We start from the raw sequence: 26,188 nt of genomic DNA, 5'->3' as shown, positions 1-26,188 counted from the left end.
CCCATGTCCCTCGACGCGCTCAAGTCCGCCATACCGGACTTCGCCAAGGACCTGAAGCTCAACCTCGGCTCGGTGATCGGCAACCAGAACACGCTGACCCAGCAGCAGCTGTGGGGCACCGTCCTGTCCTGCGCGATCGCCGCCCGCTCCCCGCGCGTCCTGCGTGAGCTGGAGCCGGAGGCGAAGGCGAACCTGTCGCCGGAGGCGTACGCGGCCGCCAAGTCCGCCGCCGCGATCATGGCGATGAACAACGTCTTCTACCGCACGCGCCACCTGCTCTCCGACCCGGAGTACGGCACGCTGCGCGCGGGCCTGCGGATGAACGTCATCGGCAACCCCGGCGTGGAGAAGGTCGACTTCGAGCTGTGGTCGCTCGCGGTCTCCGCGATCAACGGCTGCGGCCAGTGCCTGGACTCGCACGAGCAGGTCCTGCGCAAGGCCGGGGTCGACCGCGAGACCGTCCAGGAGGCCTTCAAGGTCGCCTCGGTGATCCAGGCGGTCGCCGTGACCCTCGACGCGGAGTCGGCGCTCGCCGCCGAGTAGTACCGCACCCAGCCCCGTACGGGCCTACGACCGTACGAACCCGGGCCCCGCGGCCGTCCCTTGGCCGCGGGGCCCTTCGTGCTCCCGCCCGGATCCGCTACGCGCGCAGCGCCGCCATCAGGGCGCGCATGTCCTCGATCAGGGCCGTCTGGAGCGCGTCGGGGTCGATCTCCGGCTCGGTCTGGCCGTTCACCGCGAACGCGTGCACCGTCAGCGTGAGGACGGCCCCGCCGTCGACCACCGTGAGCTGCGCGTAGTCGCCTTTGTCCATCGTGACCATCATGGCCTGCTCGCCGAGGCCCGGCACGGCCGTGCGCTTCAACTGGGCCAGGAACTCGGACACCTCCATGCGGGGCTCGAACTCGATCTCCGGATCGACCTTCCGGTGCAGTTCGACCTCTGCGGTCGTGGAGAGCCCGGCCTTTCCCGGGGTCTCCAGGAGGCAGAAGGCCGTGTCCATCGCGGGGTGCGTGAACTCCCGGTGCGTCGGGGTGTCGCCGCGCAGGCCCGGCTGGAGCGCGGTCAGCCGCGGGGCCTTGAGGTCGTCGCACAGGTTCGCCGGCATCCGGTACGCGATCTCCGGCTGCCCCGGCTGCGCTCCCCCGGCCGCGTACAGCGCCCCCGCCCACACCGCCGAGGCGGCGGCCACGCCCCCCAGCGCCCACAGCCAGGGCCGCCGCGCCCCGCGCGCCGTCCCGGCCGGCGGCTCCCCCGCTCGCTCCGGGTCCGCCGGGGCCGCGGTGCCCGCGGCCCCCGTCGCGCCCCAGCCGCCGTCCAGCTCCGGTTCACTGATCACAGCTCTGCCCCCGCATCGTGTGGTGTCGTGTGGTGTCGTGTCGTCCCGTCTCAGATGCGCAGCGCCGCCATCAGCGTGCGCATGTCCTCGATCAGGGCCGTGCGCGCCGCGGCGAAGTCGACCCCCGGGCCGGACGGGTCCAGGACCTTCTCCGGGGTTCTGTCCCGGTAGTCGCGCACGGCGGAGAAGTTCATGGTGAAGACCGCCTGCCCGTCCACGACCCGCAGCGTCCGCCGGTCGAACGGGCCGTCGTACCGCAGCTCGGCGCGCTCGCCGAGGCCCGGGACGTTCTCCACCGTCACGGCGTCCTGCTCCAGCCACGGGTCGTCGGCCTGGTCCACCTCGAACTCCGGCCCCGGGTCGGTCCTGTGGTGCAGGGCGACCGCCGCCGTGACCTCGTACAGCACGCCGTCGGCGCTGCCGCTCAGCCGGCAGCCCGTCCAGTCCAGCGCCGGGTGCTCGCGGTTGTTGTCCAGCTTGCGCCCGGGCAGGGAGACCCCCGTGAACCGGCTGAGCGCGGGCGCGGTGAAGTCGTCGCACAGGTACTCGGCCCAGCGGTAGCGCTCGGGGCCGAGCGGCCCCCGCTCCCCCACCGCGTACAGGCCGCCCGCCCACACCGCCGACGCGGTCAGCGCGCCGCCCAGGGCCCACAGCCAGGGCCGCCGGCGGTGCGCGGCGGGGGCGGGCGGCGGTGCGGGATCCGGCTCCCCGGGCCGGTCCGGCTCTTCGTACGGTCCGTCGAGCTCAGGCTCGCTGATCACCTGTCCTGGCCTCCCCCTCCATGGTGGGGCTCATGTCCACGGCCGTGGCGCCGTGCGGGCCCGGCCCGATCCGCAGCTGCGATTCACGGGAGTACGCCCGCAGGTAGCCGACCACCGTGTTCGTGACGGCGACCAGCGGGACCGCGACCACCGCGCCCCCGATGCCCGCGATCATGCCGCCCGCGGCCACGGAGAGCACGACCGCCAGCGGATGGACGCGCACCGCCCGCCCCAGGATGAACGGCTGGAGGACGTGCCCCTCGATCTGCTGCACGGCCAGGACGACGATCAGCACCATCAGCGCGGTGAACACGCCCTGGGTGACCAGGGCGACGACCACCGCCAGGGCGCCGGAGACCACGGCGCCGACCAGCGGGATGAAGGCGAAGAGGAAGATGAAGACGGCCAGCGGGACCGCCATCGGGACCTTCAGGAAGTAGATGCCCAGGCCGATGAAGATGGCGTCGATGAGCGCCACGATCACGGTGCCGCGCACGTACGCGGTCAGGGTGCGCCAGGCCCGCGGGCCGGCGCCCGCCACGCCGGGGCGGGCGGCGACCGGGACCAGGCCGAGGACCCACCGCCAGATCTTCTTGCCGTCGTGCAGCAGGAAGAGGGTGGAGAACATCGCGAGCAGAATGCCCGTCAGCACCTCGACCATGACGGTCACGCCCTGGAGACCGACGGAGGTGATCTGCTCGGTGTTGGTGCCGATGGTGTCGGTGAGGTTCTTGGCGATGTCGTTGATCTGCTGCTCGGTCACGTGGAAGGGACTGTCGAGCGCCCACTGCTTGAGCTCGTTGATGCCTTCCTTGACGCGGTTGGAGAGGTCGTCGAGGTTCTCCATGACCTGCCAGACCACGAACCAGCCGACCAGCCCGATGACGACGAAGCCGAGGATCGCGGTGACGGCGGTGGCCAGCCCCCGCGGCAGGCCCAGCCGGCGCAGCCGGACGACGAAGGGCTGCAGGAGCGCGGTGACGAGCAGGGCGGCGGCGAAGGCGAGGACGACCAGGCGGACCTCGCTGATCACCTTCATCAGCACCCAGAGCATCCCGGCGAGCAGCAGCAGCCGCCAGCTGACCTCGGCGGCCACCCGCATGCCCCAGGGGACGACGGTGACCGGGTCGGGGCGCACCCGCTGGTAGGGGTCCTCCGGGGCGGGCCGCGGGTCGTGGACCGCGGCGGACACGGGCGCGGGCGCGACGGGGCCGGGCAGGGCGGCGGTGCTCTCGGCCTCCACCTCGGCCCGGCGCTGGTGGAGGCGTGCCTCCACCCGGTTCAGTCTGTTGCCGAGCCGTCCCAGCCAGCCCACCGTCTTCGCCATCTCGTTCCCTTCCCCCGCCCGCCGTACGCACACCAGGTCGACCGTACACGCGGCGAGCCCCGCACCGTAGGACGGTGCGGGGCTCAGCGGGGTTGAGCAGGGGGCGGTACTAGTACCAGCCGTTGGCGTTGTGGAAAGTCAGCGCGGCGCAGGGGCTGCCGTAGCGGTCTTCCATGTAGTTCAGGCCCCACTTGATCTGCGTGGCGGGGTTGGTGCGCCAGTCGGCACCGGCCGAGGCCATCTTCGAGCCCGGGAGCGCCTGGACCAGACCGTAGGCGCCCGAGGACGAGTTCACGGCCTTGTAGTTCCAGGTGGATTCCCGGTCGATGATCTCGGAGAAGCAGGACCACTGCCCGGCGGGGACCATCTGACGGGCGATGGCCTGGACCTGGGCGACCGTGTACGAGCTCTGGGGCGCGAAGTCGGAGGCGTCGCGGGCCGCGGAGCGGCTGGCGATCTGCTCCTTCTCCTCGCGCTCCTTCTTCGCCTTCTCCTCCGCCGCCTTCTGCGCGGATTCCTTCTTCGCCTTGGCGTCCTTGGCGGCCTGGAGGCGTGCTTCCTCCTGGGCCGAGCGCATGGTGTCGGCATCGGCGGCCTGGGCGAGGGTGTCGGCCTGCTGCGTCAGGGACGCGCTCTGGACCTGGGCCTGGTCGCCGACCGCGATGTCGGTGAGGAGAGTCGCGCCGGAAGCGGTCGTCTCGAGGTCGTTCGAGTTCTGGCCGTCGCCAGTGGCGACGCCCACGACAGCGCCGACGGTGGTCACCGCAGTGGCCGAAGCCACGGCGATACCCCGGACCGAGATCCGGCTCACACGGTGTCCTTCCAGCAGCGTCCGCCCGTGACCTCGGGCGTGCGCAAGAGTGCCCCTCGACACTGGTCTCCATGGAGCGGTGGTCACTGGAGACGCGGGCCCGTGGGCAGCTCCCTGGTCGGGAGTGCCGCGTGGTGCTTCCGGGCGGCATACGGCGTCGTCTGTGGAGTTGTGGTGCTGCGTGCCGTACCTGCGAGAGGTACAGCTGTGCCGTATGCGGGGCCTGACGGAAAACAGACTCTGCCGGACCCCGACACCGCAAGGCAATTCCCCGTTGCGTGGGAAAGGTCACACCAGGCATGTCGCGCTTGGCTGTTGGAAACCCCTGTGCAGCACGGCGCCGCCCGGCTAGGCTCTTCGGCCTTTGCCGGGCGGCGCCAACTCACCTGCCGCTATGCGGTGATTCAGATGGTTTCGAGCATCTCCGTGACCAGCGCCGCGATGGGCGAACGCTCGGAGCGGGTGAGCGTGACGTGGGCGAAGAGGGGGTGTCCCTTCAGCTTCTCAACGACGGCCACCACTCCGTCGTACCGGCCGACGCGCAGATTGTCCCGCTGCGCGACGTCATGGGTGAGGACAACCCGGCTGTTCGCCCCGATCCGGGACAGAACGGTCAACAGGACGTTGCGCTCCAGGGACTGCGCCTCGTCCACGATGACGAACGCGTCGTGCAGCGAGCGGCCCCGGATGTGCGTGAGCGGCAGCACCTCCAGCATGCCGCGGCCGAGCACCTCCTCGATGACCTCGCGCCCCGCCACCGACGAGAGCGTGTCGAAGACCGCCTGCGCCCACGGGCTCATCTTCTCGGCCTCGGTGCCCGGCAGGTAGCCCAGCTCCTGCCCGCCCACCGCGTACAGCGGCCGGAAGACCATCACCTTCTGGTGCTGACGGCGCTCCAGCACCGCCTCCAGGCCCGCGCACAGGGCGAGGGCGGACTTGCCGGTGCCGGCCCGGCCGCCCATGGAGACGATCCCGACCTCGGGGTCGAGCAGGAGATCGAGCGCGATGCGCTGCTCGGCGCTGCGGCCGTGCAGCCCGAAGGCCTCGCGGTCGCCGCGTACGAGCTTGACGTTGCCGTCGGACGTCACCCGGCCCAGTGCCTTGCCCCGCTCGGACTGCAGGACCAGTCCGGTGTGCACGGGCATTTCGGCGGCCTCCGGGACGTACAGCCGCTCCTCGGAGTAGAGGAGGTCGACCTGCTCCCCGGAGAGCGAGAGCTCGCTCATGCCGGTCCAGCCGGCATCGGTGATCGCGAGTTCGGCGCGGTACTCCTCGGCGAGCAGGCCCACGGAGGAGGCCTTGATGCGCAGTGGGAGATCCTTCGAGACGACCGTGACGTCGTACCCCTCGGCCTGCAGGTTGCGGGCGACCGCGAGGATCCGCGAGTCGTTGTCCCCGAGCCTGAAGCCCGCCGGGAGCACACCGGGGTCGGAGTGGTTGAGCTCGACGCGCAGGCTGCCACCCAGATCACCCAGCGGGATGGGGGCGTCGAGGCGGCCGTACCGGACCCGGAAGTCGTCCAGCAGGCGCAGGGCCTGGCGGGCGAAGTAGCCGAGTTCGGGATGGTGCCTCTTGGCCTCCAGCTCGGTGATCACCACGATCGGGAGCACGACCTCGTGCTCGTCGAACCGGGAGAACGCGTGCGGGTCGGCCAGCAGGACGCTGGTGTCGAGGACGTAGGTCCGCCTGTCGGGCAGGCGGCGCTTTGTGCTGGTCACCACGGAAGGACGTACCCCCTCGGAAGAGGTCGGGCCATGAAGACCGGACCGGTCATCGGCCGCAATGCAAGGGCCGATTTCCGGCCCTCCCTTGATGTCCGTGCGAACCGCACGAGCGTCCTGGTGCAAAGGGCCTCCCGGGCGGACGGCCCTGTGCCGCCCGCTGAGACTCGACACCCGTGGATCGGGCATCGACCTGTAAGGGATATGCCCTCGAACACGCGACGCCATGCCATGGCATATGACGGACGCTCGGTGAATCCCTGGTGAAGGCTGTGCGCGCGTGACGCGAGGGACACCGGTCGCCGGGAGGGGCCGGCCGAGGGGGCGTCAGGTTCCGTAGCGCCGGTGGCGGGCGGCGTAGTCGCGCAGCGCCCGCAGGAAGTCCACCTTCCGGAAGGCCGGCCAGAAGACTTCGCAGAAGTAGTACTCGGAGTGGGCGCTCTGCCAGAGCATGAATCCGGACAGCCGCTGCTCGCCGCTGGTGCGGATCACGAGGTCGGGGTCGGGCTGGCCGCGGGTGTAGAGGTGCTCCGAGATGTGGTCGATGTCCAGGATCTCGGCGAGCTCCTCGATCGAGGTGCCCTTCTCGTGGTGCTCCAGGAGCAGCGAGCGCACCGCGTCCGCGATCTCCTGGCGGCCGCCGTAGCCCACGGCGACGTTGACGAGTATCCCCTTGACGTCGAGGGTGGCCTGCTCGGCCTCCTTGAGGACCGCCTGGGTGCGGCCGGGGAGGATGTCGAGGTTGCCCACGTGGTGGACGCGCCAGCGGCCGTCGGCGGCCAGGCCCCGGACGGTGTTCTCGATGATGTTCAGCAGCGGGCGGAGCTCGTCCTCCGGGCGGTCCAGGTTGTCCGTGGAGAGCATCCACAGGGTGACGACGGCGACGTCCGTCTCGTCGCACCAGCCCAGCAGCTCGGAGATCTTGTCGGCACCGGCCTGATGGCCCTGTTCCGTGGTTCCTCCGGACGCCTTGGCCCAGCGCCGGTTGCCGTCCAGGATGACGCCGATGTGCTTGGGCACCGCGGCGTGATCGAGGCGGCCTTCCACCCGGCGTGCGTAGAGCCTGTACACCAGGTCGCGCAGCTTCACGATCTTCCAGCCCCTCCGTGCAATGCCCCCGTGCGAAATGCGGTCCCCCGAGTGCGCCACATTACTGCGCGCGGGGAGGCCTGGCCCAACCCGGTCTGTCACAGGTCCGTGATAGGGAGGACAACGTGACTGATAACAATCCCTATCGGGCAGCCGCCTCCCGCTACGACTCCATGGAGTACCGCCGCACGGGCCGCAGCGGCCTCAGGCTCCCCGCCATCTCCCTGGGCCTCTGGCACAACTTCGGCGACGACAGGTCCCTGGAGTCCCAGCGGTCCATCCTGCGCCGTGCCTTCGACCTCGGGGTGACCCACTTCGACCTGGCCAACAACTACGGGCCGCCGCCCGGCTCGGCCGAGCTGAACTTCGGCAAGATCTTCGCGCAGGACTTCGCGTCCCTGCGCGAGGAGCTGGTGATCTCCACCAAGGCCGGCTACCTGATGCACCCCGGCCCGTACGGCGAGTGGGGCAGCCGCAAGTACCTGCTGGGCTCGCTCGACGCCTCGCTGAAGCGGATGGGCCTGGACTACGTCGACATCTTCTACTCGCACCGCTTCGACCCGCACACCCCGCTGGAGGAGACGATGGGCGCGCTCGCGTCCGCCGTCCAGCAGGGCAAGGCGCTCTACGTCGGCGTCTCCTCGTACACCGCGGAGCAGACGGCGGAGGCGGTGCGGATCCTGAACGGCATGGGCGTGCGCCCGCTGATCCACCAGCCGTCGTACTCGATGATCAACCGCTGGACCGAGGAGGACGGCCTCCTGGACACCCTGGAGGAGGCCGGCATGGGCTGCATCTCCTTCGCGCCGCTCGCGCAGGGCATGCTCACCGGCAAGTACCTCACGGGCATCCCCGAGGGCTCGCGGGCCAGTCAGGGCAAGTCCCTGGACCCGGGCCTGCTCTCGCAGGACGTCGTCCGCCGCCTGAACGGTCTGAACGACCTCGCGGCCCGGCGCGGGCAGTCGCTGGCGCAGCTGGCGCTGACCTGGGTGCTGCGGGACGAGCGGATGACGTCCGCCCTGATCGGCGCGTCGAGCGTGCGGCAGCTGGAAGAAAATGTGGCCGCCCTGGCCGGAGCGCCGCTCTCCGAGGAGGAACTGAAGGAGATCGACTCCTTCGCGGTCTCCACCCCGGGGACGAACATCTGGGCCCAGCGCGGCTGACCTGCGCTTTTGCGGGGGCGGTGGGGGAAATGAAAAACGGGCCGGTCCGTGGGGGGGGATACGGACCGGCCCGAGGGGGGGGTTCCACCATAACCCTTCGTAAAGCGTGATGCGTGCATTGGCGCGACACGATTACGCTCCGAATCCGCCCAGGAGCACTCCGGTGAACGCCCCGGCGGCCATGTACGGGCCGAAGGCGAAGCCCGTCCCGCGGCCCGCCCGGCCCCGCAGCACAAGGCAAAGGCCGTACAGGGCGCCGTAGAGGAGACCGAGGAAGGCTCCCGCCGCCCATACCCCCCACCCGTACCACCCAAGAGCGACCCCGAGGGCGAGCGCGAGCTTGACGTCCCCGAGGCCCATCCCGGCGGGGTTGATCAGGAACAGCACCAGGTACCCCGCGCCGAGCGCCGCCCCGCCCGCGAGGGCCGCCGGCCACCGGCCGGCCGCCCCGGGAACGAGGGAGGCCACGCCCAGCCCGGCGGCCACGGCGGCGGCGAGCGGCAGCGTCAGGACGTCGGGCAGCCGGTGCACGGCGAGGTCCACCGCGGCCAGCAGGACGACGACGGGGACGGCGGCGACGTAGACGGCCGCCTCGGGCCGGCCGCCGACGGCGCCGGCCAGGGCGGCGGCCGGCGCCGCGGTCAGCAGGGCGAGCACCGCGGGCCGGGGGCCGTACGGGTGGGCGGGCGGACCGGGGCAGCGGGCGCGGCCGAACCAGCCGGTGAGCGGGTGCCCCCGGGGGCAGGCCGCGCGCCAGGGTTCGCCGGGCTCGACGGAGAGCCGGTGGGCGGCCCGGGGCAGGAGCAGGCCAGCGGCCACGCCGTACCCGGCGGCAAGGATGATCACGACCAGGCCCATCCGCCGACCCTAGGCACCCCGCCCGGACCCGGACATGGGCCCGGGGACCCATTCCCCCGCCCCACCGTCTCCCGCCCCACCGTCTCCCGCCGCCCCTTCCTCGCCTTCCTCCCCTTCCTCGCCTTTCCTCCCCTTCCTCGCCTTCTCTCCGTACGCTGGCGGCTCGGCGAGCGAGACGAGGGGGCCGCGATGGCACGCCGCTGGCGGGACGGCAGGGGGACGCTGAGGATCACGGCGGGGGCCGGGGACGGGCCGCCGGCGCGGGCGGTCCCGTTGGAGATCGCCGCCTCCTACCGGGCGCGCACCCGGGGGCTGCTCGGGCGGGACGGCATCGCGGGGGCGATGCTGCTGACGCCCGCGGCGAGCGTGCACACCTTCCGGATGCGCTTCCCCATCGACGTGGCCTACCTCGACCGCCACGACCGCGTCCTGGCCGTACGGACCATGCCGCCCGGCCGGCTCGGCCTGCCCCGCCCCCGGGCGCGCCACGTCCTGGAGGCCGAGGCCGGCGCCATGGCGGCCTGGGGCCTGCGCCCGGGGACGACGGTGACGGTGCACCAGGACGGCGGGGAGGGCGGGGAGGGCCCGGACGTCGGGGGCGGCAGCGACGACCATTGACCCCCGAGACACCCCTGGGCTGTCCACCGACCACAGGGTAGGTTGGGACGGTTGGGCAAAGGGCGGGGTGTCGGGGAGCGGCCATGACGGAGAACATGCAGGTCAAGGCACTTGAGCAGATCATGCCCGCGACGCATGGCGCCGACGAGGACATCGACTGGCCGGCCGTCGAAGCGGCCTGGGGCGGCCGCTTCCCCTCCGACTACGTGGCCTTCATGGGCCGCTACGGCGCCGGCACCATCAACGGCGAGGCCGACATCCTGCTGCCGCTGCCCAAGCCCGGCCTGCAGTGGGACCCGGCGCAGATGCGCGAGGAGACCCGGAACGCCCGCGCCGCCTGGGAGGCCGGGGGCGGCCGGGCCGCCTTCGACGTGGACCCCGAGTCGATCGTCGCCTGGGGCGTCACCGGTGGCGCCGACATCCTGTGCTGGCTCACCTCCGACCCCGACCCGGACCGCTGGCCGGTCCTGGTGTGCGGACGGCACACGGCCGACACGTTCGCCGTCCACCCGTACGGCATGGCCGAGTTCCTCACCCGGCTCTTCTCGGACGAGTTCGACGTGAGCCCGGTCAGCATCACCTTCTGGGACGGCGGGCCGCTCAGCTTCGTGCACTGGCGCAAGGCCCAGCGGCGCTGGCAGGAGGGCCGCAACCCCGAGACGGGCGAGCCCGACCCGTACGCCGGCGACTTCACCGACTGATCCCGGCCACCCCCGCCACCCCGCCTTCCCGGCCGAAACGCCCGTTCCGCGACGCGAAACGGGCGTTTCGGCATGTCTACGCGCGTCTCCTTTACTGCGTGCATATCGGAAAACACCAGCCGGAAAAGCCGTACTTGGAGCAATGAACACAAGTACCGACCCAACGATTCAAACCCCCCTGCCACAGGAGAGAATTCCGGCCATCGGGCCATCTCGCGTCCGGGATTCAGAAATAAACAACAGGGGAATTCACCCGTGCGACGAAGAATTTTCGGCGCGGCCGCCGGCGCGGCCGTGTTCGGCCTACTCATCCCTCTTTCCGGCTGCGGAAGTTCCGCTGGTGACGGCGGAAGCGACACCCTCAAGCTGGTGGCCGCCGAATACGGCGACTCCCAGGCCTTCTGGTCCAAGCTGACCTCCGATTTCTCGACCCAGCACCCCGGTATCAAGATCGAAGTACAACTCCTGCCGTGGGCCGACATCGACCGCGAGGTCACCCGAATGGTCAAGGCGGGCCGGGCGCCCGACATGGCCCTGATGGGCGCCTACTCGGACTTCGCGGCGCAGGGCAAGCTCTATTCCGCCGACGAACTCCTCTCGGTCTCGGCCGAGGCGAACTTCCTGCCGCCCCTCGCGGAGGCCGGATCCGTCGGCAACACCCTCTACGGCCTGCCCTTCGTGGCCAGCAGCCGGCTGCTCTTCTTCAACGACGCCCTCTTCGCCAAGGCGGGGATCACCTCGCCGCCGAGGACCTGGGCGGATCTGCGGAACGCCGCCAAGGCGCTCAAGGACAAGGGCGTGAAGTTCCCGATCGCCGTGCCGCTGGGCCCGGAGGAGGCACACGCGGAGGCGATGATCTGGGAGCTGAGCAACGGCGGCGGCTACGTCGACAGCAGCGGCAACTACAGCCTCGCCTCCGAGCAGAACGTCGAGGCGTTCCGTTGGATCAAGGACAACCTGGTCGCCCCGGGGCTGACGGGGCCGGTCCCGCCCTCCCAGCTCAACCGCGCGGACGCCTTCGCGGCGTTCCTGCGCGGCGAGGTCGGCATGGTCAACGGCTACCCGTCGCTGCTGCACGAGGCCAAGCGCAAGGGCATCGGCGTCACCGCGGTGGAGATGCCGGTGTCCAACACGCTCGGCTCCTCCGACCGGCCGCCGATGGTCGGCGTGGCGGACTGGATGATGGCGTTCAGGCAGAACGGCAACCGCGACCGGATCGGCAGGTTCCTGGACTTCCTCTACCAGGACAAGAACCTGTCGGACTTCGCGGGCCGCTACCACCTGCTGCCCTCGACGATCTCCGCGGCCCGTACCCCGGCCGGCGGCGGCCTCGACAAGACCGACGAGGCCTTCCTGACGGCACTGCGCGGCGCGCAGCTCTACCCGGTCAACGACCCCAGCTGGGTGACGGTCAGCGACACGATCAAGCGCAACATCGGGCGCGCCGTGGACCCTTCCGGCGATCCGAAGGCCATCCTGGAGGACATCGCGGAGAAGTCCCGCGAGGCCGGCAAGAAGTCCTGACCCGGCCGGACGTCCAGACATCCGGCCCGACGTCCGGGAACTCGTCCCCCTGCCGCATCCCACCCCGTGCGGCACGACGGCTGTCACGGCACTCGATCCGAGCGCCGCAGCCCGGTCGCCCGCCCCGCACCCACAAGGTGCCCGCGGGACACCGGGCCCTCTTCCTTCCCGTGCCGTCTAACGCGGGTCCTGGCCGGTGGTGAAGGCCTTGCGGTACTGCTCGCAGTCGGCGTTCCAGGGCAGGGTGCCGCGCAGGGTGCCGTAGCCGGTGCGCGTGACCGACCAGTGCACCGTGTAGTCGCCGGTGTCGCAGGCGATGCGCCGGCCGCCCTCCAGGGTCGTGCGGCCGGTGGCCGGGCGGTCCTTCGTCTCGTCGCGGACCTCGGCGGCCGTGGTGCCGTCCGCGCGCTTGAGGACGGCGTACAGGGTGACGGGGTGCTTGCCGTCCTTGGTCCGGACGGCCTTCTTGACCACCAGCGAGTCCGAGAACGCCCACGCGAACTCGAACGTCGGCCGCCAGGCGAGCGTCTCGGCGTCGCCCGTCTTCGAGTTCCACTCCGGCGCCGCCGCGGGGCCGGGCCGGTCCTTCATCGCGTACGTGACCCCGGGGTGGAACCGGAACTGCGCTTCGAGCTTGTGCTGGTCGTCCTGGGTCCACAGCGACTTCATCGTCTTCTCGCCGCCCGCCGGGTCCTGGAGGTACGGCGACCCCTCGGCGGCCGCGGCCTCCACGAAGGCGGGAGCGAGGGCCGCGGCGGCGGTGGCGAGGGCGACGGCGGCGGTACGGGTGCGCTTCATGCCCGGACCAACGGGAGCCCGCGGCGGCCCGGAACGTCGGGGCCCGCACCTTCACCCGTACGGGCCGGGAATGGGAACGCGGGCCGGCCTGTTGTGCCCGGCGGAACGTAAACGATCTTCAGGGGGATGTCGTGGACAGGAACGTGTACGGAACGGTGGCGGCGGGCTGGGAGCCGGTGCGGGAGGAGTTCGCGGCCTTCGTCGCGGACGAGCCGCACTCTCCCGAGGCCCAGCTGGCCGTCCACCACCAGGGCCGCCGCGTGGTCGACCTCTGGGCGGGCGAGGACACCGACGGCGACACCCTCAGCGGTGTCTACTCGATCACCAAGGGCGCGGCGCACCTGGTGGTGGCGCTGCTCGTGCAGGACGGCAGCCTGGAGCTGGACCGCCCGGTCTCGGCGTACTGGCCGGAGTTCACCGGCCACGGCAAGGAGAACCTCACCGTGCGGCAGCTGATCGCGCACGGGTCCGGGCTGGTCAACGTGGACGGGGGCCTCTCCGTCGCCGAGCTGGCCGACGACGCGGGGGTGGCGGCCCGGCTGGCGGCCGCGAAGCCGTACTGGGAGCCGGGGACGGCGTACGGCTACCACGCCTTCACCATCGGCGCGCTGACCGGCGAGGTGGTGCGGCGGGTCACCGGCCGGTCGATGCAGGAGGTGTACGAGGAGCGGATCCGCGCGCCGTACGGGCTGGACCTGTACATGGGGCTGCCGCAGGGGCTGGAGGGCCGCTGGAAGCCGGTGCTGGAGGCGCTGCCGACCCCGCAGGAGCTCGCCGCGTACGCCGCCGGGCCGGCCGCGCCGGAGCTGCTGCCCGTCGCCTTCAACGCGCGCGGCGGGGTCCCGATGGACATGGTGGCGTACGCCAACGACCCGGCCGTCCGGGCGCAGGGCCCGGCCTCGGCGGGCGGTGTCGGCACCGCGCGCGGCATCGCGGCGATGTACGCCGCCGCGATCGGCGAGGTGGCGGGGCGGGCCCCGCTGCTCCAGCCGGGGACGGCGGCGGAGTTCGCCCGGCCGCACACGCCGGGCGTGGACCGGGTCACGTCGGAGCCGGACCACTTCGGGCTGGGCTTCGAGCGGCAGCCCGCGGCCGGGCCCCGGGCGTTCGGGCACTGCGGCGCGGCGGGCGCCCAGTCGTTCGCCGATCCGGACACGGCCGTCGCGTACGCGTACACGCGCCGCCGCTTCCGCTTCCCCGGCGGCACGGCCCCGGAGAACGCGCGGCTGACGGCGGCGGTGCTGGCGGTGGTGAAGGAGCTCGGTCAGGCCTGACCGGTCTCGAACCGGCTGATGCGGCCGCCGTCGGTGACGGTGAAGCGCCAGGCGGTGCGCATCTCGCCCCAGGCGTCGTTGCGGTAGTTGACGACCAGGCTGCGGCCGCCGTCGGACTCGGTCTGGACGTCCATGTGGCCGGCGGAGTCGAAGATCTCCTTGTCGATCCACTCCTGGAGGTCGCGGTCGGAGCCGTCGTCGGACATGGTCGCGTCGGGGGTGAGCAGGGCGAGGAAGCCGTCCTTGTTGTGCGCGTTGACGGCGGTGACGAGGGCGGCGACGGTGGGGTCGGACAGCTTGCTCGGGGCGATGGTCACGGGGCCTCCTGGTCGGGCGTACGGACGTACGGGCGTACGGGCTCGTACGCACGACCAGGGAACACCCGGAGGGCGTCCGGGCCGCCGATCCTCACCCGTTCGCCGCCCGGCGGCGTGTCCGGGTCACGGGGCGGTGCGGACGGGGAAGCCGGTGGGGCGCCCCTCGGCCTTGAGCCAGGCCAGCAGCTGGTCGAGGGCCTCGACGGTGTGCCGGCGGTCGCCGCCGCCGTCGTGGAGGAGGATGGTCGGGCCGTTGGACATCTGGCCCTTGACGGTGTCGACGATGGCGCCGGGGCCGGTGGCCTTGAAGTCCTTGCTGTCGACGTTCCAGCCGAGGGGGCGCATCCCGTGGGCGGCGGCGATGCGCCGGCTGTCGGGGGTGAAGGCGCCGCCGGGCGCCCGGTAGTACTCCACCTTCGCCCCGCCGGCCGCGTCCTCGATCATCTTCTTGGCGTCCAGGATCTGCTGCTCCTGGTATTCCACGGGCTTCTTGTCCATGCGGGTGTCGTGGGAGACGGCGTGGTCGCACAGCCGGTGACCGGCCGCCACGACCTTCTTCACGAGGTCGGGGTGGGCCCGGGCCTGCGGGCCGATCATGCAGAAGGTGGCCTTCACGTCGTACCGGGCGAGGACGTCGAGGACCTTCGGGGTCCAGGTGGGGTCCGGGCCGTCGTCGATGGTGATGTTCACGGCGCCGCCCCCGGCCTCGGAGGCGTGCGCGATGCTGTCGGGGACCTGCGGGCCGGAGGGTCCGGAGGCGCTGGGCTGGGGCCCGCCCTTGCCGTCACCGCCTCCGGAGCCGCCGTCCTTCGGGCGGGTCAGGTTCTGCTGCGGGGCCTCGGTGCCGCCCGCGGTGCCGGTGAGCGCCACCGCTCCCCACGTCGCGCCGGCCAGTGTGGCCGCGGCCGCCGCCGCGATGGCTATCCGGGCCCTGGTTCCCTGCAAGTCGTTAAGCTTCATGAACGGTCCACTCCCCCATCCGCCTTGAGTGTCTGTGCATCAGGACGTCCCTCAACGGCCGCGGGTTCCGCACCATTTGCCGTTAAAGATCTCCTAAGGGGATCTTGGTCAGCGAAGATGCCGATTTGCACCTCAGGGGAAACGGGACAGAACCCACGTAACTCTGCCCACGCGGGCTCGTGTTCATCCTCCCCGCGCGCGGCACCGTCCGGGCGACGCCCGTCCGGCCACCGGCGATCACCGAGGCGAAGATCACATGCGGGAGGCCCCCGGCGGACGCGTGCGCGTCCGCCGGGGGCCTCGTGGCGTGCCGTCAGCGGGCGACCGGCTCCGGCCGGTTCGCCGCCACCGGGGTCCCGTCGTCCGGGCCGGCCTGCGCCGGGGCGGGGCCCGCACCCCGCAGCGGGACCTCCTTGACGAACCAGGCGGCCGCGAAGCCGAGCACCGCGACGGCCGCGCCGAGCAGGAAGGCCGCGTGCGTACCGGCCGCCACCGCGTGCTGGTACGCCTCCCGGATGGCCTCCGGGAGCTTGGCCAGGCTCGCCGCGTCCAGCTGGGCGCCGCCCCCGGTCGCCCCGGCGCCGGCCTCCCCGAGCCGCTCGGTCATGGTCTCCTGCACCCGGGAGGTGAACAGCGAGCCCATCAGGGCGACACCGAAGGAGCCGCCGAGGGTCCGGAAGAGGGTGGCCGAGGAGGACGCGACGCCCATGTCCTTCATCTCGACGCTGTTCTGGGCGACCAGCATCGTGATCTGCATCAGGAAGCCGAGCCCGGCGCCGAGGACCGCCATGTAGAGGCCGGAGACCAGGCGCGTGGTGCCGGTGTCCATGGTGGCCAGCAGGTAGAGGCCCACGACCATCAGGGCGCCGCCCGCGATGGGGAAGACCTTGTACTTGCCGCTGCTGGTGGTGACCCGGCCCGCGATCAGCGAGACGGCCATCATCGACAGCAGCATCGGCAGGAGCAGCAGGCCCGAGTTGGTGGCGGAGGCGCCCTGCACCGACTGCTGGAAGAGGGGCAGGTAGAGCACGCCGCCGAACATCGCGAAGCCGGTCAGGAAGCCGATCACCGACATGAGCGTGAAGTTGCGGCTGCGGAAGATGTGCAGCGGCATGACCGGCTCGGCGGCGCGCGTCTCCACGTACAGGAAGGCGGCGAGGGAGACGACGCCGACCGCGATCAGGCCGAGGATCTCGGCCGAGCCCCAGGCGTACTCGGTGCCGCCCCAGGTGGTGACGAGGACGGTGGAGGTGATGGCGAGGGTCAGCAGCGCCGCGCCCAGGTAGTCGATCCTGCTCCCGCCGCGCTCCTTCTTCGGCAGGTGCAGGACGGCCGTGACCATGGCGAGCGCGACCGCGCCGAGGGGCAGGTTGATGTAGAAGGACCAGCGCCAGCCCAGGTGGTCGGTGATGGTGCCGCCGACCAGCGGGCCGCCGATCATGGCCAGCGCCATGACGCCGGCCATCATGCCCTGGTACTTGCCGCGCTCGCGGGGCGGGATCAGGTCGCCGATGATCGCCATGACGCCGACCATCAGACCGCCGGCGCCCAGGCCCTGCACCGCGCGGAAGCCGATGAGCTGGCCCATGTCCTGGGCCATGCCGCTGAGCACCGAACCGATCAGGAAGACGACGATGGAGACGAGGAAGGAGCCCTTGCGCCCGTACATGTCGCCGACCTTGCCCCAGATGGGGGTGGAGGCGGCCGTGGCGAGGGTGTAGGCGGTGACCACCCAGGACAGGTGCTCCAGGCCGCCGAGCTCGCCGACGATCGTCGGCATCGCGGTGCCGATGATCATGTTGTCGAGCATCGCCAGCAGCATCGCGATCATGAGCGCCATCAGGACGACGCGTACGCTGCGCGGCTTCGCCCCCTCCGCGAGGTCCGCCGTCTTCACCGTCTCGCCCATGTTCCACTCCCCGTGGCGCCCGCCACCCGCCGCTGCCCGCTGCCGCGCTGACACTTACTTGCCGCCCGGCTAGTTATTACAATGGGGACGGTAGACCGGTAACTAGCCGGGCGTCAAGTAAGTAAATGGGGAGTGCCATGACCAGCAGCGGTCCGCAGCAGAGGCGCGGCGACACACGCCAGCGGATCCAGGACGTGGCGCTGGAGCTCTTCGCCGAGCAGGGGTACGAGAAGACCTCGCTGCGCGAGATCGCGGAGCGGCTGGGGGTCACGAAGGCGGCGCTGTACTACCACTTCAAGACCAAGGAAGAGATCCTGATCAGCATCTTCGACGATGTGACCCGGCCCATCGACGAGCTGATCACCTGGGCCGGCGAGCAGCCGCGCACCCTGGAGACCAAGCAGGAGGTGCTGCGGCGCTACAGCGAGGCGATGGCCGCCGGCGCCTCGCTCTACCGGTTCATGCAGGAGAACCAGGCGACGATGCGTGACCTCAGCATCGGCCGGACCGTCAAGGAGCGGCTGTTCGCGCTGGTCGAGCTGCTGCGTACGGAGGACGGCCCCAAGACCGACCAGGTCCGCTGCGTCAGCGCCCTGTTCACGCTGCACGCCGGGATGATGTTCCTCCAGCACGTGGAGGGCGACCCCGAGGAGACCCGGCTGGCCGCCCTCGAGGTCGCCACGGAGCTGATCACCCAGGCCCACCACCAGGAGTAGGCCGGGGCCGCCGGGATCACCGGCGGCGGCGCGTCTCCTTGGGCCGGTTCTCCTCGCTGTTCGGGTCGAGGATCGAGATGTCCGGCCGGTCCACGCCCTCGATCTTCCGGAAGCCGTCCCCGTCGCGGGTGTACCAGTCGATCTCGTTCCAGGCCCGGCCCGCGGGCGTGTCGAAGTCCGGGTCGTCGACGGTGCCCTCGTACTGCCGTACGGCGAGGGCGACCTGGCTCATCTCCCAGGCGGTGCCGTTGCCGGGCGTGGGCCAGTCCTTCTCCTTGGCCAGGCTGAAGTTGTTGCCGTGGGCGGCCGCCTGCTGGAACGCCTCCGCGATCCGTTCCGGCGTGTCCACCTTCATCGGCTTGCCGTCGGCGCCGAACATGCCGTCCAGGATGATCGACAGCCGGGTGCCCTCACGGTCGCTGATGGCCCCCTTGACGTTGAGCATCCACCACGGCCCGCCGTCGATGACGGCGTCGTAGGGCTTTCCGTTGTACGTGTGCGCGCCCGCGCCGTCCCCGCCCTGTGCGCGCAGCCACGTCGCCAGGTCGTCGGAGTGCTTGCCGTCGCTGTTCACGCCCAGCACCACGTGGTGCTTGGGCTTGTCGTCCCCCTTGTGCGGACAGCCCGACAGGCCCAGCGGGTCCACCCACGTCGTGGGGTCGTCCACGTACGTGAAGGCGTTGGGCGCCGGGACCAGGCCGAGCGGGTCCGGGGAGACGTAGCGGCCGGACTCGGGGTCGTAGTGCCGGTGGTGGTTGTAGTGCAGCCCGGACTCGGGGTCGAAGTACTGCCCCGGGAAGCGCAGCGGCGTGTACGCCGTGGCGTCGCGGTTCCAGGTGGTGGTGCCCCACAGCGTGGCCCGGGTCCGCCAGGCGATCTCGCCCCGCTCGTCGACGAGTTCGCGGGGCGTGCCGACCAGGTCGGTGACGATCGCGAAGAACCTGCGGTCCACCTCGCCTTGGTCCAGCAGCCGCCGTTCGGTCTGGGCGACCGGCTTGAACCCGTCGTGGTCCCAGGTCAGGGCGATGGCCTCGGGCGAGCCGGGGGCGCCGGAGCGCTGCTCGCACAGCACGTCCCCGTCCCAGGTGAAGTCCACCTGCTCCACGACCGCTTCCGAGCCGTCGGGCGACAGCCGCTGCTTGGCGATCCGGCGGCCCAGCGGGTCGTAGCGGTAGCGCCAGCGGGTGCCGTCGGGGGTGGTGACCCCGACCAGCCGGTCCTCGGCGTCCCACGCGTATCGCCAGGTGTCGGGCCGGCGCGAGAGGCGGGTCTTCTGCCGCAGGACGACACGGCCCTGCGCGTCGTACTCGTAGCGGACCGATCCGGCCCGGCCGAGCCGGGTGCCCGTGTACTCGCGGGGGCCGGTGGCGGTGTCCTCGCCCGGCCACAGGGCCTGCGTCTGGTTGCCGGCCTCGTCGTAGGCGTAGCGCTCGGTCCAGTTCGCGCCGCTCACGCCCGTGACGCGGCCCTCGCGGCTGGTGTCGAAGGCGCGCGCGCCGGCCAGCCGGTCGCCGATGGCGGCGAGCCGGCCGTCGGGGCGGTAGGTGTACGAGCGTTCCTGGACGGTCCGCTCCCCGGGGCCCCGTACGAGCTGGCCGGTCAGGCGGCCCAGGTCGTCGTAGGCGTGCTCGATGGTGAGCGCGTCGCCGATGCGGCGCCTGGTCTCGTGGCCCTCGGAGTCGAACTCGAAGGTGATGCGGTGCCCGGAGGCGTCGAGGTGGGCGGCCCGGCCGGTCGCGGGGTACTCCCAGGAGCTGACCGCGCCGGAGGGGGTGGTGCGGCGCACGCGCCGGCCCGTCGCGTCGTACGCGAAGGCCGTGGCGCGGCCGTTCGTGGTCTCCCTCACGACGCGGCCGGACCCGTCGTACTCCCAGGACAGTTCGGCGTCCGGGCCGGCGGCGTGGACCAGGCGGCCGGTGGTGTCGTGACGGAAGCGGGTGACCGCGCCCGCCGCGTCCCGGGTCACGACGCGGCCAGCGGCGTCGCGCTCGAGGCGGATCGTTTCGCCGAGGCCGTTGGTACGGGCGGTCAGGCGGCCCAGTGCGTCGTGGGCGTAGCCGAGGGTGCGGCCGTCGAAGTCCGTCTCGCCGGTGAGCCGGCCGGCCGCGTCGTAGGTGTAGGTCCAGGTCAGGCCCTGCGGGTTGACGACCTCGGTGAGGCGCAGCTCGCCGTCGTAGCCGAAGGTGTGGCGGGCGCCGCCGGGGGTGGTGCGGGCGGCGAGCAGGTCGAAGTGGGTGTATTCGAACCGGGTCCTGCCGCCGGCGGCGTCGGTGTGGACCAGGCAGTTGCCCTCGCCGTCGTACGTCCAGGACTGCTCGGATCCGTCGGGGTCGATGCGGCGGGCGAGGTGGCCCTCCACCGTCCACTCCAGCTCGGTGGTGCGGCCCTGGCCGTCGGTGATGCGCACGGCCCGGCCGAACGCGTCGCGCTCGTAGTGGGTGACGCCGCCGCGCTGGTCGCGCACGGCGCGCGGCAGGCCCGCGGCGTCCACGCGCACCAGGTCCTTGGGGCCGAGGTGGTCGCCGACGCCGGTGAGGTGGCCGGAGGCGTCGTGGGTGAGGCGGGTCGCGGTGCCGTCGGGCCGCAGGAACGCGGTGGGGTTGCCCCGCTCGTCGTACTCCTGGCGGTAGGTGGCGCCGTCGGGGCCGGTGACCGAGGTCATCTGGTGCAGCGCGTTGTACTCGACGACGGCGGTCGTGCCGTCCGGGTGGGCGATGCGGACCAGGTTGCCGTGGGCGTCGTAGGTGTACGTGGTGGTGCGGCCGAGCGCGTCGCTCCGGGCGACCAGGCGGTCGTACGCGTCCCACTGGCTGCGGACGGTGTGCCCGAGCGGGTCGGTCTCGGCGACGATCTGCAGGTGCTCGTTGTAGTGGAAGACCTTGGTGGCGCCGGTGGCGTCGGTGTAGCGGTTGACGCGCGCGACGGGGTCGTAGGCGAAGGCACCGGTGAGGAAGCCGTCCGGGCCGGTGGTGCGCACGACGCGGCCGGCGGAGTCGTAGGTGTAGTGGAACGCGGAGTCGTTGCGGTCGGTCCACGAGGTGATGCGGTCGGCGGCGTCGTAGGTCAGGCGCAGCGCCCGGCCGGAGGAGTTGGTGATCGCGGCGAGGTTGCCGCGGCCGTCGTAGCCGTACGTCATGACGGTGACGGGGCCGTCCGGGCCGCGCACGGCGAGGGAGGCGATCCGCTCGTCGCGGGTGACGGTCTGGACGGTGTAGCCGCCGCTGTGGGTGACGGCGGTGGGTGAGCCGTCGGAGGCGCGGGAGAAGGCGATCCGGTTGTCGTGGCGGTCCTCGATGGAGGTCAGCCAGTAGGCGGGGGACGCCTGGTAGGGGCTGCCGGTGAAGGCGCGGGTGAGGCCGGCGTGGACATCGGTGACCGTGTAGGTGGTCTCGTCCTCGTACGAGCCGCCGTGCGCGAGGGCCAGCCGCGGGCCCTCGACGGGCAGGACGGGCTCGCCGCCGGGCAGCGGCAGCCGCGGGTAGACCAGCACGGAGCCGTCCTCGCGCGCCCAGGTGGCGCCCCCGCCGACGGGGTCAAGCTCGATGCGCTCGTCGAGGGTGGAGGCCCAGCTGCGGCCGAACCAGCGGCCGTAGCGGTAGGCGGAGAGGTGGGTGCGGCGCAGGACCAGGGGCAGGGTGGCGGGGAGGGTGAGATCCGTGTGGGTCAGGATCATCTCGCCGGTGACGACGTCGACCGGGTCGCCCTCGCAGTGGGTGTCCTTCTCCGAGATGCTGTTGCGGCGGGTCTCGTCCTTGGCCTTGTTCAGGTCGTCGGGCTTCTTGTGGCCGGGACCGTTCGGCTTCTCGCCGGGACGGCCGCTGCCGCCCGAACCGCTCCCGCCCTTGCCCTCCTGGGCGTCCTTGGCCTTGGCGCGGGCCAGGCGGGCGGCGAGGTCGTCGTCGTTGTTCTTGTGGTCGGTGGAGATCTGCTTGACGGCCTTGGGCAGGGTCTTGCCGACGTGGTCGCCGACCTGCTTGGTCGCCTTCATCAGGGCGGCCACGGCCTTGTCGGCGACCGGGTCGATGGCCGAGGCGATGGAGTCCCGGCCCCGGGTTCGGCCGTGGGCGGTCTTGGCCTTGGTCAGCTTGGAGGTGGTCTTGCCGTGGATGTTCGTGCTGACGCCGGACAGCTTGGTGTGGGCGCGGTCGTGCTCGTCGTGGTCGATGAACAGATCGGACAGCCCGCTCCCGCCACCACCGCCACCGCCCCCGCTGCCGCCGGCGGAGGCCAGGTTGAGGGACTCCTTGCCGGACTGGACGCCGTCGTTGAAGCCGTCCTTGCCCGCCTGCTTGGTCTGGTCGAGGTCGACCCCGTCCTGGAGGCCGACCGCCATCGAGCCGAGCTGAACGACGAGGTCGGCGGCCATCCCTTCCAGGGCGGCCACGGCCGGCTCCGTCATGGCCGCGACGATATGAGCGACGGCCTCCTCGGCCGCCGCCGTGAGCAGCTTCAGCAGCTGCTTCTTCGTGAAGGCGATGGCGCCCGCGCCGAGCAGCGCGGACAGCCCGCCCGTCACCGGGATCAGGGCCATCGCCAGCCCCGTCTGGCCCGCGAGCAGGCCCAGCTCGGCCACGGCCTTGAACTTCATGGCCTCGATCGCCCCGGCCGCCATGTCCAGGGCACCCGCGATCGTCCGCGCCGCGGACACGATGTCCTTGAGGTGCTTGCCCTTGACGGTGTTCCAGTGCTCGTCGAGCGCCTTGATGGATTCGCCCTCGCCGGAGGACAGCAGCCGCTCGAAGTGGTTGTTGGCGAGCTGCCCGTCGTCCGCCAGGTCGTCGGCGAACTCCCGCAACGCGTCCGCCATCTCGCGGTAGGCGTCCTCGTCGACATTCGGCCAGTTCACCCCGACCAGATCCAGCAGAGTGTCAGCCCAGTCCGGCAGCGTGACGGCCACGTCTCGATCCCCCCGTAAGCAACGCGTCCAAAACGCCATTGGATCACATGGCTCAGACGTTCGACCGGGACGGACCGTCACGCGGGCCGTCACGCGGACCGTGCGGGGCGATGGCTCACGCCCCGTCAGTCCCGCCCGAGGCGCCGCTCGTCGGGACGGATCGGGACGTCGTTGATGCTGGCCTCGCGGCGGCGCATCAGCCCGTCGTCGGCGAACTCCCACTGCTCGTTGCCGTGGCTGCGCCACCACTGGCCGTCGGCGTCGTGCCACTCGTACTCGAAGCGGACGGAGATCCGGTTGCCGGTGTACGACCACAGCTCCTTGCGCAGCCGGTAGTCCAGCTCCCGGTCCCACTTGTCGGCGAGGAACGCGCGGATCTCGGCGCGACCGGTGAGGAAACGGTCGCGATTGCGCCAGACGGAATCCTCGGTGTAGGCGAGGGCGACCCGCTCGGGGTCGCGGCTGTTCCAGGCGTCCTCGGCGGCCTGGACCTTGATGCGGGCGGTTTCTTCGGTGAAGGGGGGCACGGGCGGGCGTACGGCATCGGTCACGGGAAGCCTCCGAGGGGAAGGGGGCGAGAACGCTCGTTCTCCACCAGCCTAGAGAACGATCGTTCTCGCGGCAAGGGCATCTCGGTTACGCTGCCTGCATGGACGACGAAGAGGCCCGTACCCGGCTGCTGGACACGGCGGAGGAGCTGTTCTACGCCGAGGGCATCCAGGCCGTCGCCATGGACCGCATCCGCGCCGGGTCGGGGGTGCCCCTCAAGCGGCTGTACCGCCTCTTCCCGGCGAAGGACGCGCTGGTCACGGCGTACCTGGAGCGGCGCGACCGGCGCTGGCTCGGCTCCCTGCGGGAGGCGGTGAACGGGGCGGAGCAGCCGGTCCTCGCCGTCTTCGACTGGCTGGCGGACTGGTTCGCGGAGCCGGACTTCCGGGGCTGCGCGTTCCTCAACGCGTACGGCGAACTGGGCGCCGGCGGCCCGGAGCCGGTCCTGGGCGTCGTCCACCGCCACAAGGCGGAGCTGCACGCCCTGCTGGCCGGCCTGCCCGGCTCCTCGCCGGCCCTGGCGGACGACCTGCTGATCCTGGTCGAGGGCGCGACGACGGTGGCCGCCCTCACCCCCGGGCCGGCACCGGCCCTGCGGGCCCGGGAGATGGCGGCGCGCCTGCTGTCCCCTACGGATTGACGGTGCGCGGGAAGGTGATCTCCACGCGGCGGTTCTTCTTGCGGCCCTCTTCGGTGGTGTTGTCGGCGATCGGGTAGTCCTCGCTGTAGCCGCGGATGTCGAAGATCACGCCCGGGTCGGTGACGGTCCTGGCGAGCTCGGCCTGCACGGAGTCGGCCCGCTTCTTGGACAGCTCCTTGCCGTGCTCGTAACTGCCCTGGTCGTCGGTGAACCCGAACACCCGGACGCGGGTGGCCTTCTGCTGGTTGATCTCCTGGCCGATGGCCTGGATCCGGGCGGTGGCCTGGGCGTTGAGGATGGAACTGTCCTCGGGGAACAGCACCTCGGCCTGGAGCGCCATCATGACGCTCTGATTGGTCTCCTGCCGGCGCTGCTCGCCACCGAGGTCCTCGACGACCTCGGCGATGTCGAGCACCTTGGGCGGTGCGAGGGTGCCGCCCTGGGGGATCTTGAGGCCGGGCGAATTGGAGTCGATGGGCACGGGAGCGGATGCGGAGGGCTCGGTGCCGGGGGGCGCGGTCGGCTTCTCATCGGCGTTTGCGCTGGCCGCACCGACGAGGTGCACCCCGGCGATGACGAGCGCGGACACCCCTATGGCGGCGACCGCGCGGTGACGTTGGCGTTGGGTCCGTGTGGTCATGGGGTCACTCACCCGGAGATTTTGATGGTGGCCGTGGCGAAGGTGGGGAGGCTGAACTCGACCTCTGTGGTGGCGGCGGGGGGTGCGGGGAACTGCGCGAAGAAGGGGACGCTCTCCCCTGCGCCAATGCGCGTGATGCCCATGCTGCACAGGCACCTGCTTTCCGTGTCGCGGAGCACGTAGTAACGCTTCTTTCCCGCCTTGTCGGTCAGAGTGGCGCCCGCCACGGACGCCGCGCTGGCGCCTCGTTCATCACCCCGCCAGGCGGCAGTCTCCACATACGCCTCGCTTCCCTCGTTCTTGATCTGGCCACTGACGGTGAGGAAGCCTCCCTGATCCCGAGCGGCAGAATTGATCGTCAAGACGATGCCGGCGCCACCCTTCGAGGTCGCCAGAATCTGCTTGGGCTCCGAGCTCTGGCCGCTGCTCGGCGCAGGGGCCTGCGCGCCGGCGTTCTGGGACTGTGCGCTGGGCGACTTTCCCTGGTCCTTCGCTTTGCCGTCGCCACTGCCACCACACCCGGCCAACGCGATGGCCAAAGCCGCTGCAACCGCGACGGCCGCTCCCCCGCGGACCTTCGCCGTATGCCGAATGCTCATGTACGTCGCTTCCTTGTCTCTCGTTCGCAGTCAGTCGACCAGTCGCACATCGAAGAGGCTTCTTGCCAGCTTGCTCAAGGGACCCGGTTTCAGCGGGTCGAGTGTGACCAGTTCTCCGCCCTTGCACCTGAACTCGATGGGGCCTGGCTTACCCGGCTCCCCCGTGCTGGGCGAGGGCGAGGGAGTGGCTGAGGCGGACGGTGACGGGACAGGAGAAGGGAGGGACCTCAGTGAACAGCGCGACTCGATCAATGCCGTAGCAGTCGCCGTTCCGTGCATCTGCCCCGTGCCCGGCACCACAGAGTCCCCGACAGTTCCTTTGGTCTCGACTGTCACCCGGAACCGAGGCAGTTCCGCATAACACTGGGCAGTGGCGTCGTTCAGCGCCGCGAAGTCCTGAGCCTTTCCGCAGGCTGCCCTCCCGTCCAGCCCTGCGCCGGCCAGCAGGTCTTCCCAGCCCCTCTGCGTCAAAGCGAGCAGATCACGGTCCCAAAAGGCGCCGTCCCTCGCCTCCCGGGCGGCAGCCAAGGCCGCAGCATCCGCGGCACCCTGCGCGCTGCTGCGCGTCACGGCAGCCTGTCCGATGACGAAGAGCGCGAACGCCGCGAACAACAGACCGGCCACCACCACGACGTAGATGGGAAAGGCTTGCCCCCCGTCGGACGGCCTGGCGGCGGTCAACCCTTGCCGCCACCCGCCTTGATGTCCTCGACGGCGCGAGCAATCTTGTTCGTGATCGCCGTACCGATACCGGAACCGGCGATCGCCCCGATGATCACCACGACCACCAGGATGATCCCTAGGTATTCGAACGCCGTCTGCCCCCGGTCCAGGCCTGTGTAGCGCTTGCGGATCCGGGAGACCGCCGTGTCCGTCCAGCCGGTCACCCGGATCTTCGCCTCGACCGTGGCCTTCAGCAGCGTGTTGTGTGACATGGGGGTTCCCTCCCGGGCCGGTGCCGGTTCCGATTTGCGGAC

General features: G+C 71.4%; 25 protein-coding genes. 8 read left to right on the top strand and 17 right to left on the bottom strand.

Going from position 1 to position 26,188, the window contains the following annotated elements; translation table 11 throughout:
* Positions 1–3 precede the first annotated feature (3 nt).
* Positions 4–543: an alkyl hydroperoxide reductase gene (locus ACZ6KO_RS16060; RefSeq protein ID WP_469304591.1), complete on the top strand. Its 540-nt coding sequence runs from the start codon at positions 4–6 to the stop codon at positions 541–543.
* Between the two features lie 97 nt (positions 544–640).
* Here ACZ6KO_RS16060 and ACZ6KO_RS16055 read toward each other — a convergent pair whose 3' ends face one another.
* The 6 genes from ACZ6KO_RS16055 to ACZ6KO_RS16030 all read right to left on the bottom strand — a co-directional run bounded on the left by ACZ6KO_RS16055 (position 641) and on the right by ACZ6KO_RS16030 (position 7,048).
* Positions 641–1,339, bottom strand: a complete 699-nt coding sequence (locus ACZ6KO_RS16055) for a hypothetical protein (protein WP_469304590.1) — start codon at positions 1,337–1,339, stop codon at positions 641–643.
* Positions 1,340–1,389: 50 nt separating this feature from the next.
* Positions 1,390–2,100 (bottom strand): hypothetical protein, encoded by a 711-nt coding sequence (locus ACZ6KO_RS16050; RefSeq protein WP_469304589.1) that lies wholly within the window; start codon positions 2,098–2,100, stop codon positions 1,390–1,392.
* Entirely contained in the window at positions 2,084–3,427 is a 1,344-nt protein-coding gene (locus ACZ6KO_RS16045; RefSeq protein WP_469304588.1) for an AI-2E family transporter, read from the bottom strand. The genes ACZ6KO_RS16050 and ACZ6KO_RS16045 overlap by 17 nt, the downstream gene beginning before the upstream one ends.
* Positions 3,428–3,536: 109 nt before the next feature.
* Positions 3,537–4,238: an aggregation-promoting factor C-terminal-like domain-containing protein gene (locus ACZ6KO_RS16040; protein WP_469304587.1), complete on the bottom strand. Its 702-nt coding sequence runs from the start codon at positions 4,236–4,238 to the stop codon at positions 3,537–3,539.
* Between the two features lie 404 nt (positions 4,239–4,642).
* Entirely contained in the window at positions 4,643–5,959 is a 1,317-nt protein-coding gene (locus ACZ6KO_RS16035) for a PhoH family protein (RefSeq protein WP_469304586.1), read from the bottom strand.
* Positions 5,960–6,286: 327 nt separating this feature from the next.
* Positions 6,287–7,048: an isoprenyl transferase gene (locus ACZ6KO_RS16030; protein WP_469304585.1), complete on the bottom strand. Its 762-nt coding sequence runs from the start codon at positions 7,046–7,048 to the stop codon at positions 6,287–6,289.
* A 125-nt stretch (positions 7,049–7,173) separates the two neighbouring features.
* Here ACZ6KO_RS16030 and mgrA point away from each other — a divergent pair, with 125 nt between their 5' ends.
* Positions 7,174–8,211: an L-glyceraldehyde 3-phosphate reductase gene (gene mgrA, locus ACZ6KO_RS16025; RefSeq protein ID WP_469304584.1), complete on the top strand. Its 1,038-nt coding sequence runs from the start codon at positions 7,174–7,176 to the stop codon at positions 8,209–8,211.
* A 132-nt stretch (positions 8,212–8,343) separates the two neighbouring features.
* On the opposite strand, the gene ACZ6KO_RS16020 is transcribed toward mgrA, so the two are convergent.
* Entirely contained in the window at positions 8,344–9,069 is a 726-nt protein-coding gene (locus ACZ6KO_RS16020; RefSeq protein WP_469304583.1) for a prepilin peptidase, read from the bottom strand.
* Positions 9,070–9,258: 189 nt separating this feature from the next.
* Here ACZ6KO_RS16020 and ACZ6KO_RS16015 point away from each other — a divergent pair, with 189 nt between their 5' ends.
* The 3 genes from ACZ6KO_RS16015 to ACZ6KO_RS16005 all read left to right on the top strand — a co-directional run bounded on the left by ACZ6KO_RS16015 (position 9,259) and on the right by ACZ6KO_RS16005 (position 11,912).
* The gene (locus tag ACZ6KO_RS16015; protein WP_469304582.1) at positions 9,259–9,687 is read left to right on the top strand and encodes a DUF192 domain-containing protein; all 429 of its coding nucleotides are present in this window, start codon (positions 9,259–9,261) and stop codon (positions 9,685–9,687) included.
* Between the two features lie 83 nt (positions 9,688–9,770).
* Positions 9,771–10,388: an SMI1/KNR4 family protein gene (locus ACZ6KO_RS16010; RefSeq protein WP_469304581.1), complete on the top strand. Its 618-nt coding sequence runs from the start codon at positions 9,771–9,773 to the stop codon at positions 10,386–10,388.
* Between the two features lie 255 nt (positions 10,389–10,643).
* Positions 10,644–11,912, top strand: coding sequence for an extracellular solute-binding protein (locus ACZ6KO_RS16005; RefSeq protein WP_469304580.1), 1,269 nt, complete (start codon positions 10,644–10,646; stop codon positions 11,910–11,912).
* 177 nt (positions 11,913–12,089) lie between these two features.
* Here the strand turns inward: ACZ6KO_RS16005 and ACZ6KO_RS16000 are convergent, their stop codons facing one another.
* Positions 12,090–12,710, bottom strand: a complete 621-nt coding sequence (locus ACZ6KO_RS16000; RefSeq protein WP_469304579.1) for a hypothetical protein — start codon at positions 12,708–12,710, stop codon at positions 12,090–12,092.
* Positions 12,711–12,841: 131 nt separating this feature from the next.
* Between ACZ6KO_RS16000 and ACZ6KO_RS15995 the strand changes: the two genes are divergently transcribed.
* Complete coding sequence (locus ACZ6KO_RS15995) at positions 12,842–13,984, top strand: serine hydrolase domain-containing protein (protein WP_469304578.1); 1,143 nt, start codon at positions 12,842–12,844, stop codon at positions 13,982–13,984.
* On the opposite strand, the gene ACZ6KO_RS15990 is transcribed toward ACZ6KO_RS15995, so the two are convergent.
* From ACZ6KO_RS15990 to ACZ6KO_RS15980, 3 genes are all read right to left on the bottom strand, one after another.
* Positions 13,975–14,301, bottom strand: coding sequence for a nuclear transport factor 2-like protein (locus ACZ6KO_RS15990; RefSeq protein WP_469304577.1), 327 nt, complete (start codon positions 14,299–14,301; stop codon positions 13,975–13,977). The genes ACZ6KO_RS15995 and ACZ6KO_RS15990 overlap by 10 nt on opposite strands.
* 123 nt (positions 14,302–14,424) lie before the next feature.
* On the bottom strand, positions 14,425–15,261 hold the full coding sequence (locus tag ACZ6KO_RS15985) for a polysaccharide deacetylase family protein (protein WP_469304576.1): 837 nt from the start codon (positions 15,259–15,261) through the stop codon (positions 14,425–14,427).
* Positions 15,262–15,574: 313 nt separating this feature from the next.
* Positions 15,575–17,170 carry an MDR family MFS transporter gene (locus tag ACZ6KO_RS15980; protein WP_469304575.1) on the bottom strand — a complete coding sequence of 532 codons (1,596 nt, stop codon included), beginning with the start codon at positions 17,168–17,170 and terminating at the stop codon, positions 15,575–15,577.
* A gap of 137 nt (positions 17,171–17,307) precedes the next feature.
* Here ACZ6KO_RS15980 and ACZ6KO_RS15975 point away from each other — a divergent pair, with 137 nt between their 5' ends.
* Positions 17,308–17,886 (top strand): TetR/AcrR family transcriptional regulator, encoded by a 579-nt coding sequence (locus tag ACZ6KO_RS15975; protein WP_469304574.1) that lies wholly within the window; start codon positions 17,308–17,310, stop codon positions 17,884–17,886.
* Between the two features lie 16 nt (positions 17,887–17,902).
* Here ACZ6KO_RS15975 and ACZ6KO_RS15970 read toward each other — a convergent pair whose 3' ends face one another.
* Both ACZ6KO_RS15970 and ACZ6KO_RS15965 read right to left on the bottom strand, forming a co-directional pair.
* Positions 17,903–22,783, bottom strand: coding sequence for an RHS repeat-associated core domain-containing protein (locus ACZ6KO_RS15970; RefSeq protein ID WP_469304573.1), 4,881 nt, complete (start codon positions 22,781–22,783; stop codon positions 17,903–17,905).
* A gap of 125 nt (positions 22,784–22,908) precedes the next feature.
* Positions 22,909–23,334, bottom strand: a complete 426-nt coding sequence (locus ACZ6KO_RS15965; RefSeq protein WP_401453967.1) for a nuclear transport factor 2 family protein — start codon at positions 23,332–23,334, stop codon at positions 22,909–22,911.
* A 98-nt stretch (positions 23,335–23,432) separates the two neighbouring features.
* Here ACZ6KO_RS15965 and ACZ6KO_RS15960 point away from each other — a divergent pair, with 98 nt between their 5' ends.
* Positions 23,433–23,972, top strand: a complete 540-nt coding sequence (locus ACZ6KO_RS15960) for a TetR/AcrR family transcriptional regulator (RefSeq protein WP_469304572.1) — start codon at positions 23,433–23,435, stop codon at positions 23,970–23,972.
* Here ACZ6KO_RS15960 and ACZ6KO_RS15955 read toward each other — a convergent pair.
* Genes ACZ6KO_RS15955 through ACZ6KO_RS15940 form a run of 4 tightly spaced genes read right to left on the bottom strand, consistent with a single transcriptional unit; the run spans position 23,962 to position 26,146 of the window.
* Complete coding sequence (locus ACZ6KO_RS15955; RefSeq protein ID WP_469304571.1) at positions 23,962–24,612, bottom strand: OmpA family protein; 651 nt, start codon at positions 24,610–24,612, stop codon at positions 23,962–23,964. The genes ACZ6KO_RS15960 and ACZ6KO_RS15955 overlap by 11 nt on opposite strands.
* A gap of 8 nt (positions 24,613–24,620) precedes the next feature.
* Positions 24,621–25,211 carry a hypothetical protein gene (locus ACZ6KO_RS15950; RefSeq protein ID WP_469304570.1) on the bottom strand — a complete coding sequence of 197 codons (591 nt, stop codon included), beginning with the start codon at positions 25,209–25,211 and terminating at the stop codon, positions 24,621–24,623.
* 30 nt (positions 25,212–25,241) lie between these two features.
* Positions 25,242–25,892, bottom strand: coding sequence for a pilus assembly protein TadG-related protein (locus tag ACZ6KO_RS15945; RefSeq protein WP_469304569.1), 651 nt, complete (start codon positions 25,890–25,892; stop codon positions 25,242–25,244).
* Positions 25,889–26,146: a hypothetical protein gene (locus ACZ6KO_RS15940; RefSeq protein ID WP_469304568.1), complete on the bottom strand. Its 258-nt coding sequence runs from the start codon at positions 26,144–26,146 to the stop codon at positions 25,889–25,891. The genes ACZ6KO_RS15945 and ACZ6KO_RS15940 overlap by 4 nt, the downstream gene beginning before the upstream one ends.
* Between the last annotated feature and the right edge of the window lie 42 nt (positions 26,147–26,188).

The organism is Streptomyces sp. NPDC042102, from assembly GCF_055582305.1.
This window is presented reverse-complemented; position numbering and strand designations above follow the sequence as displayed.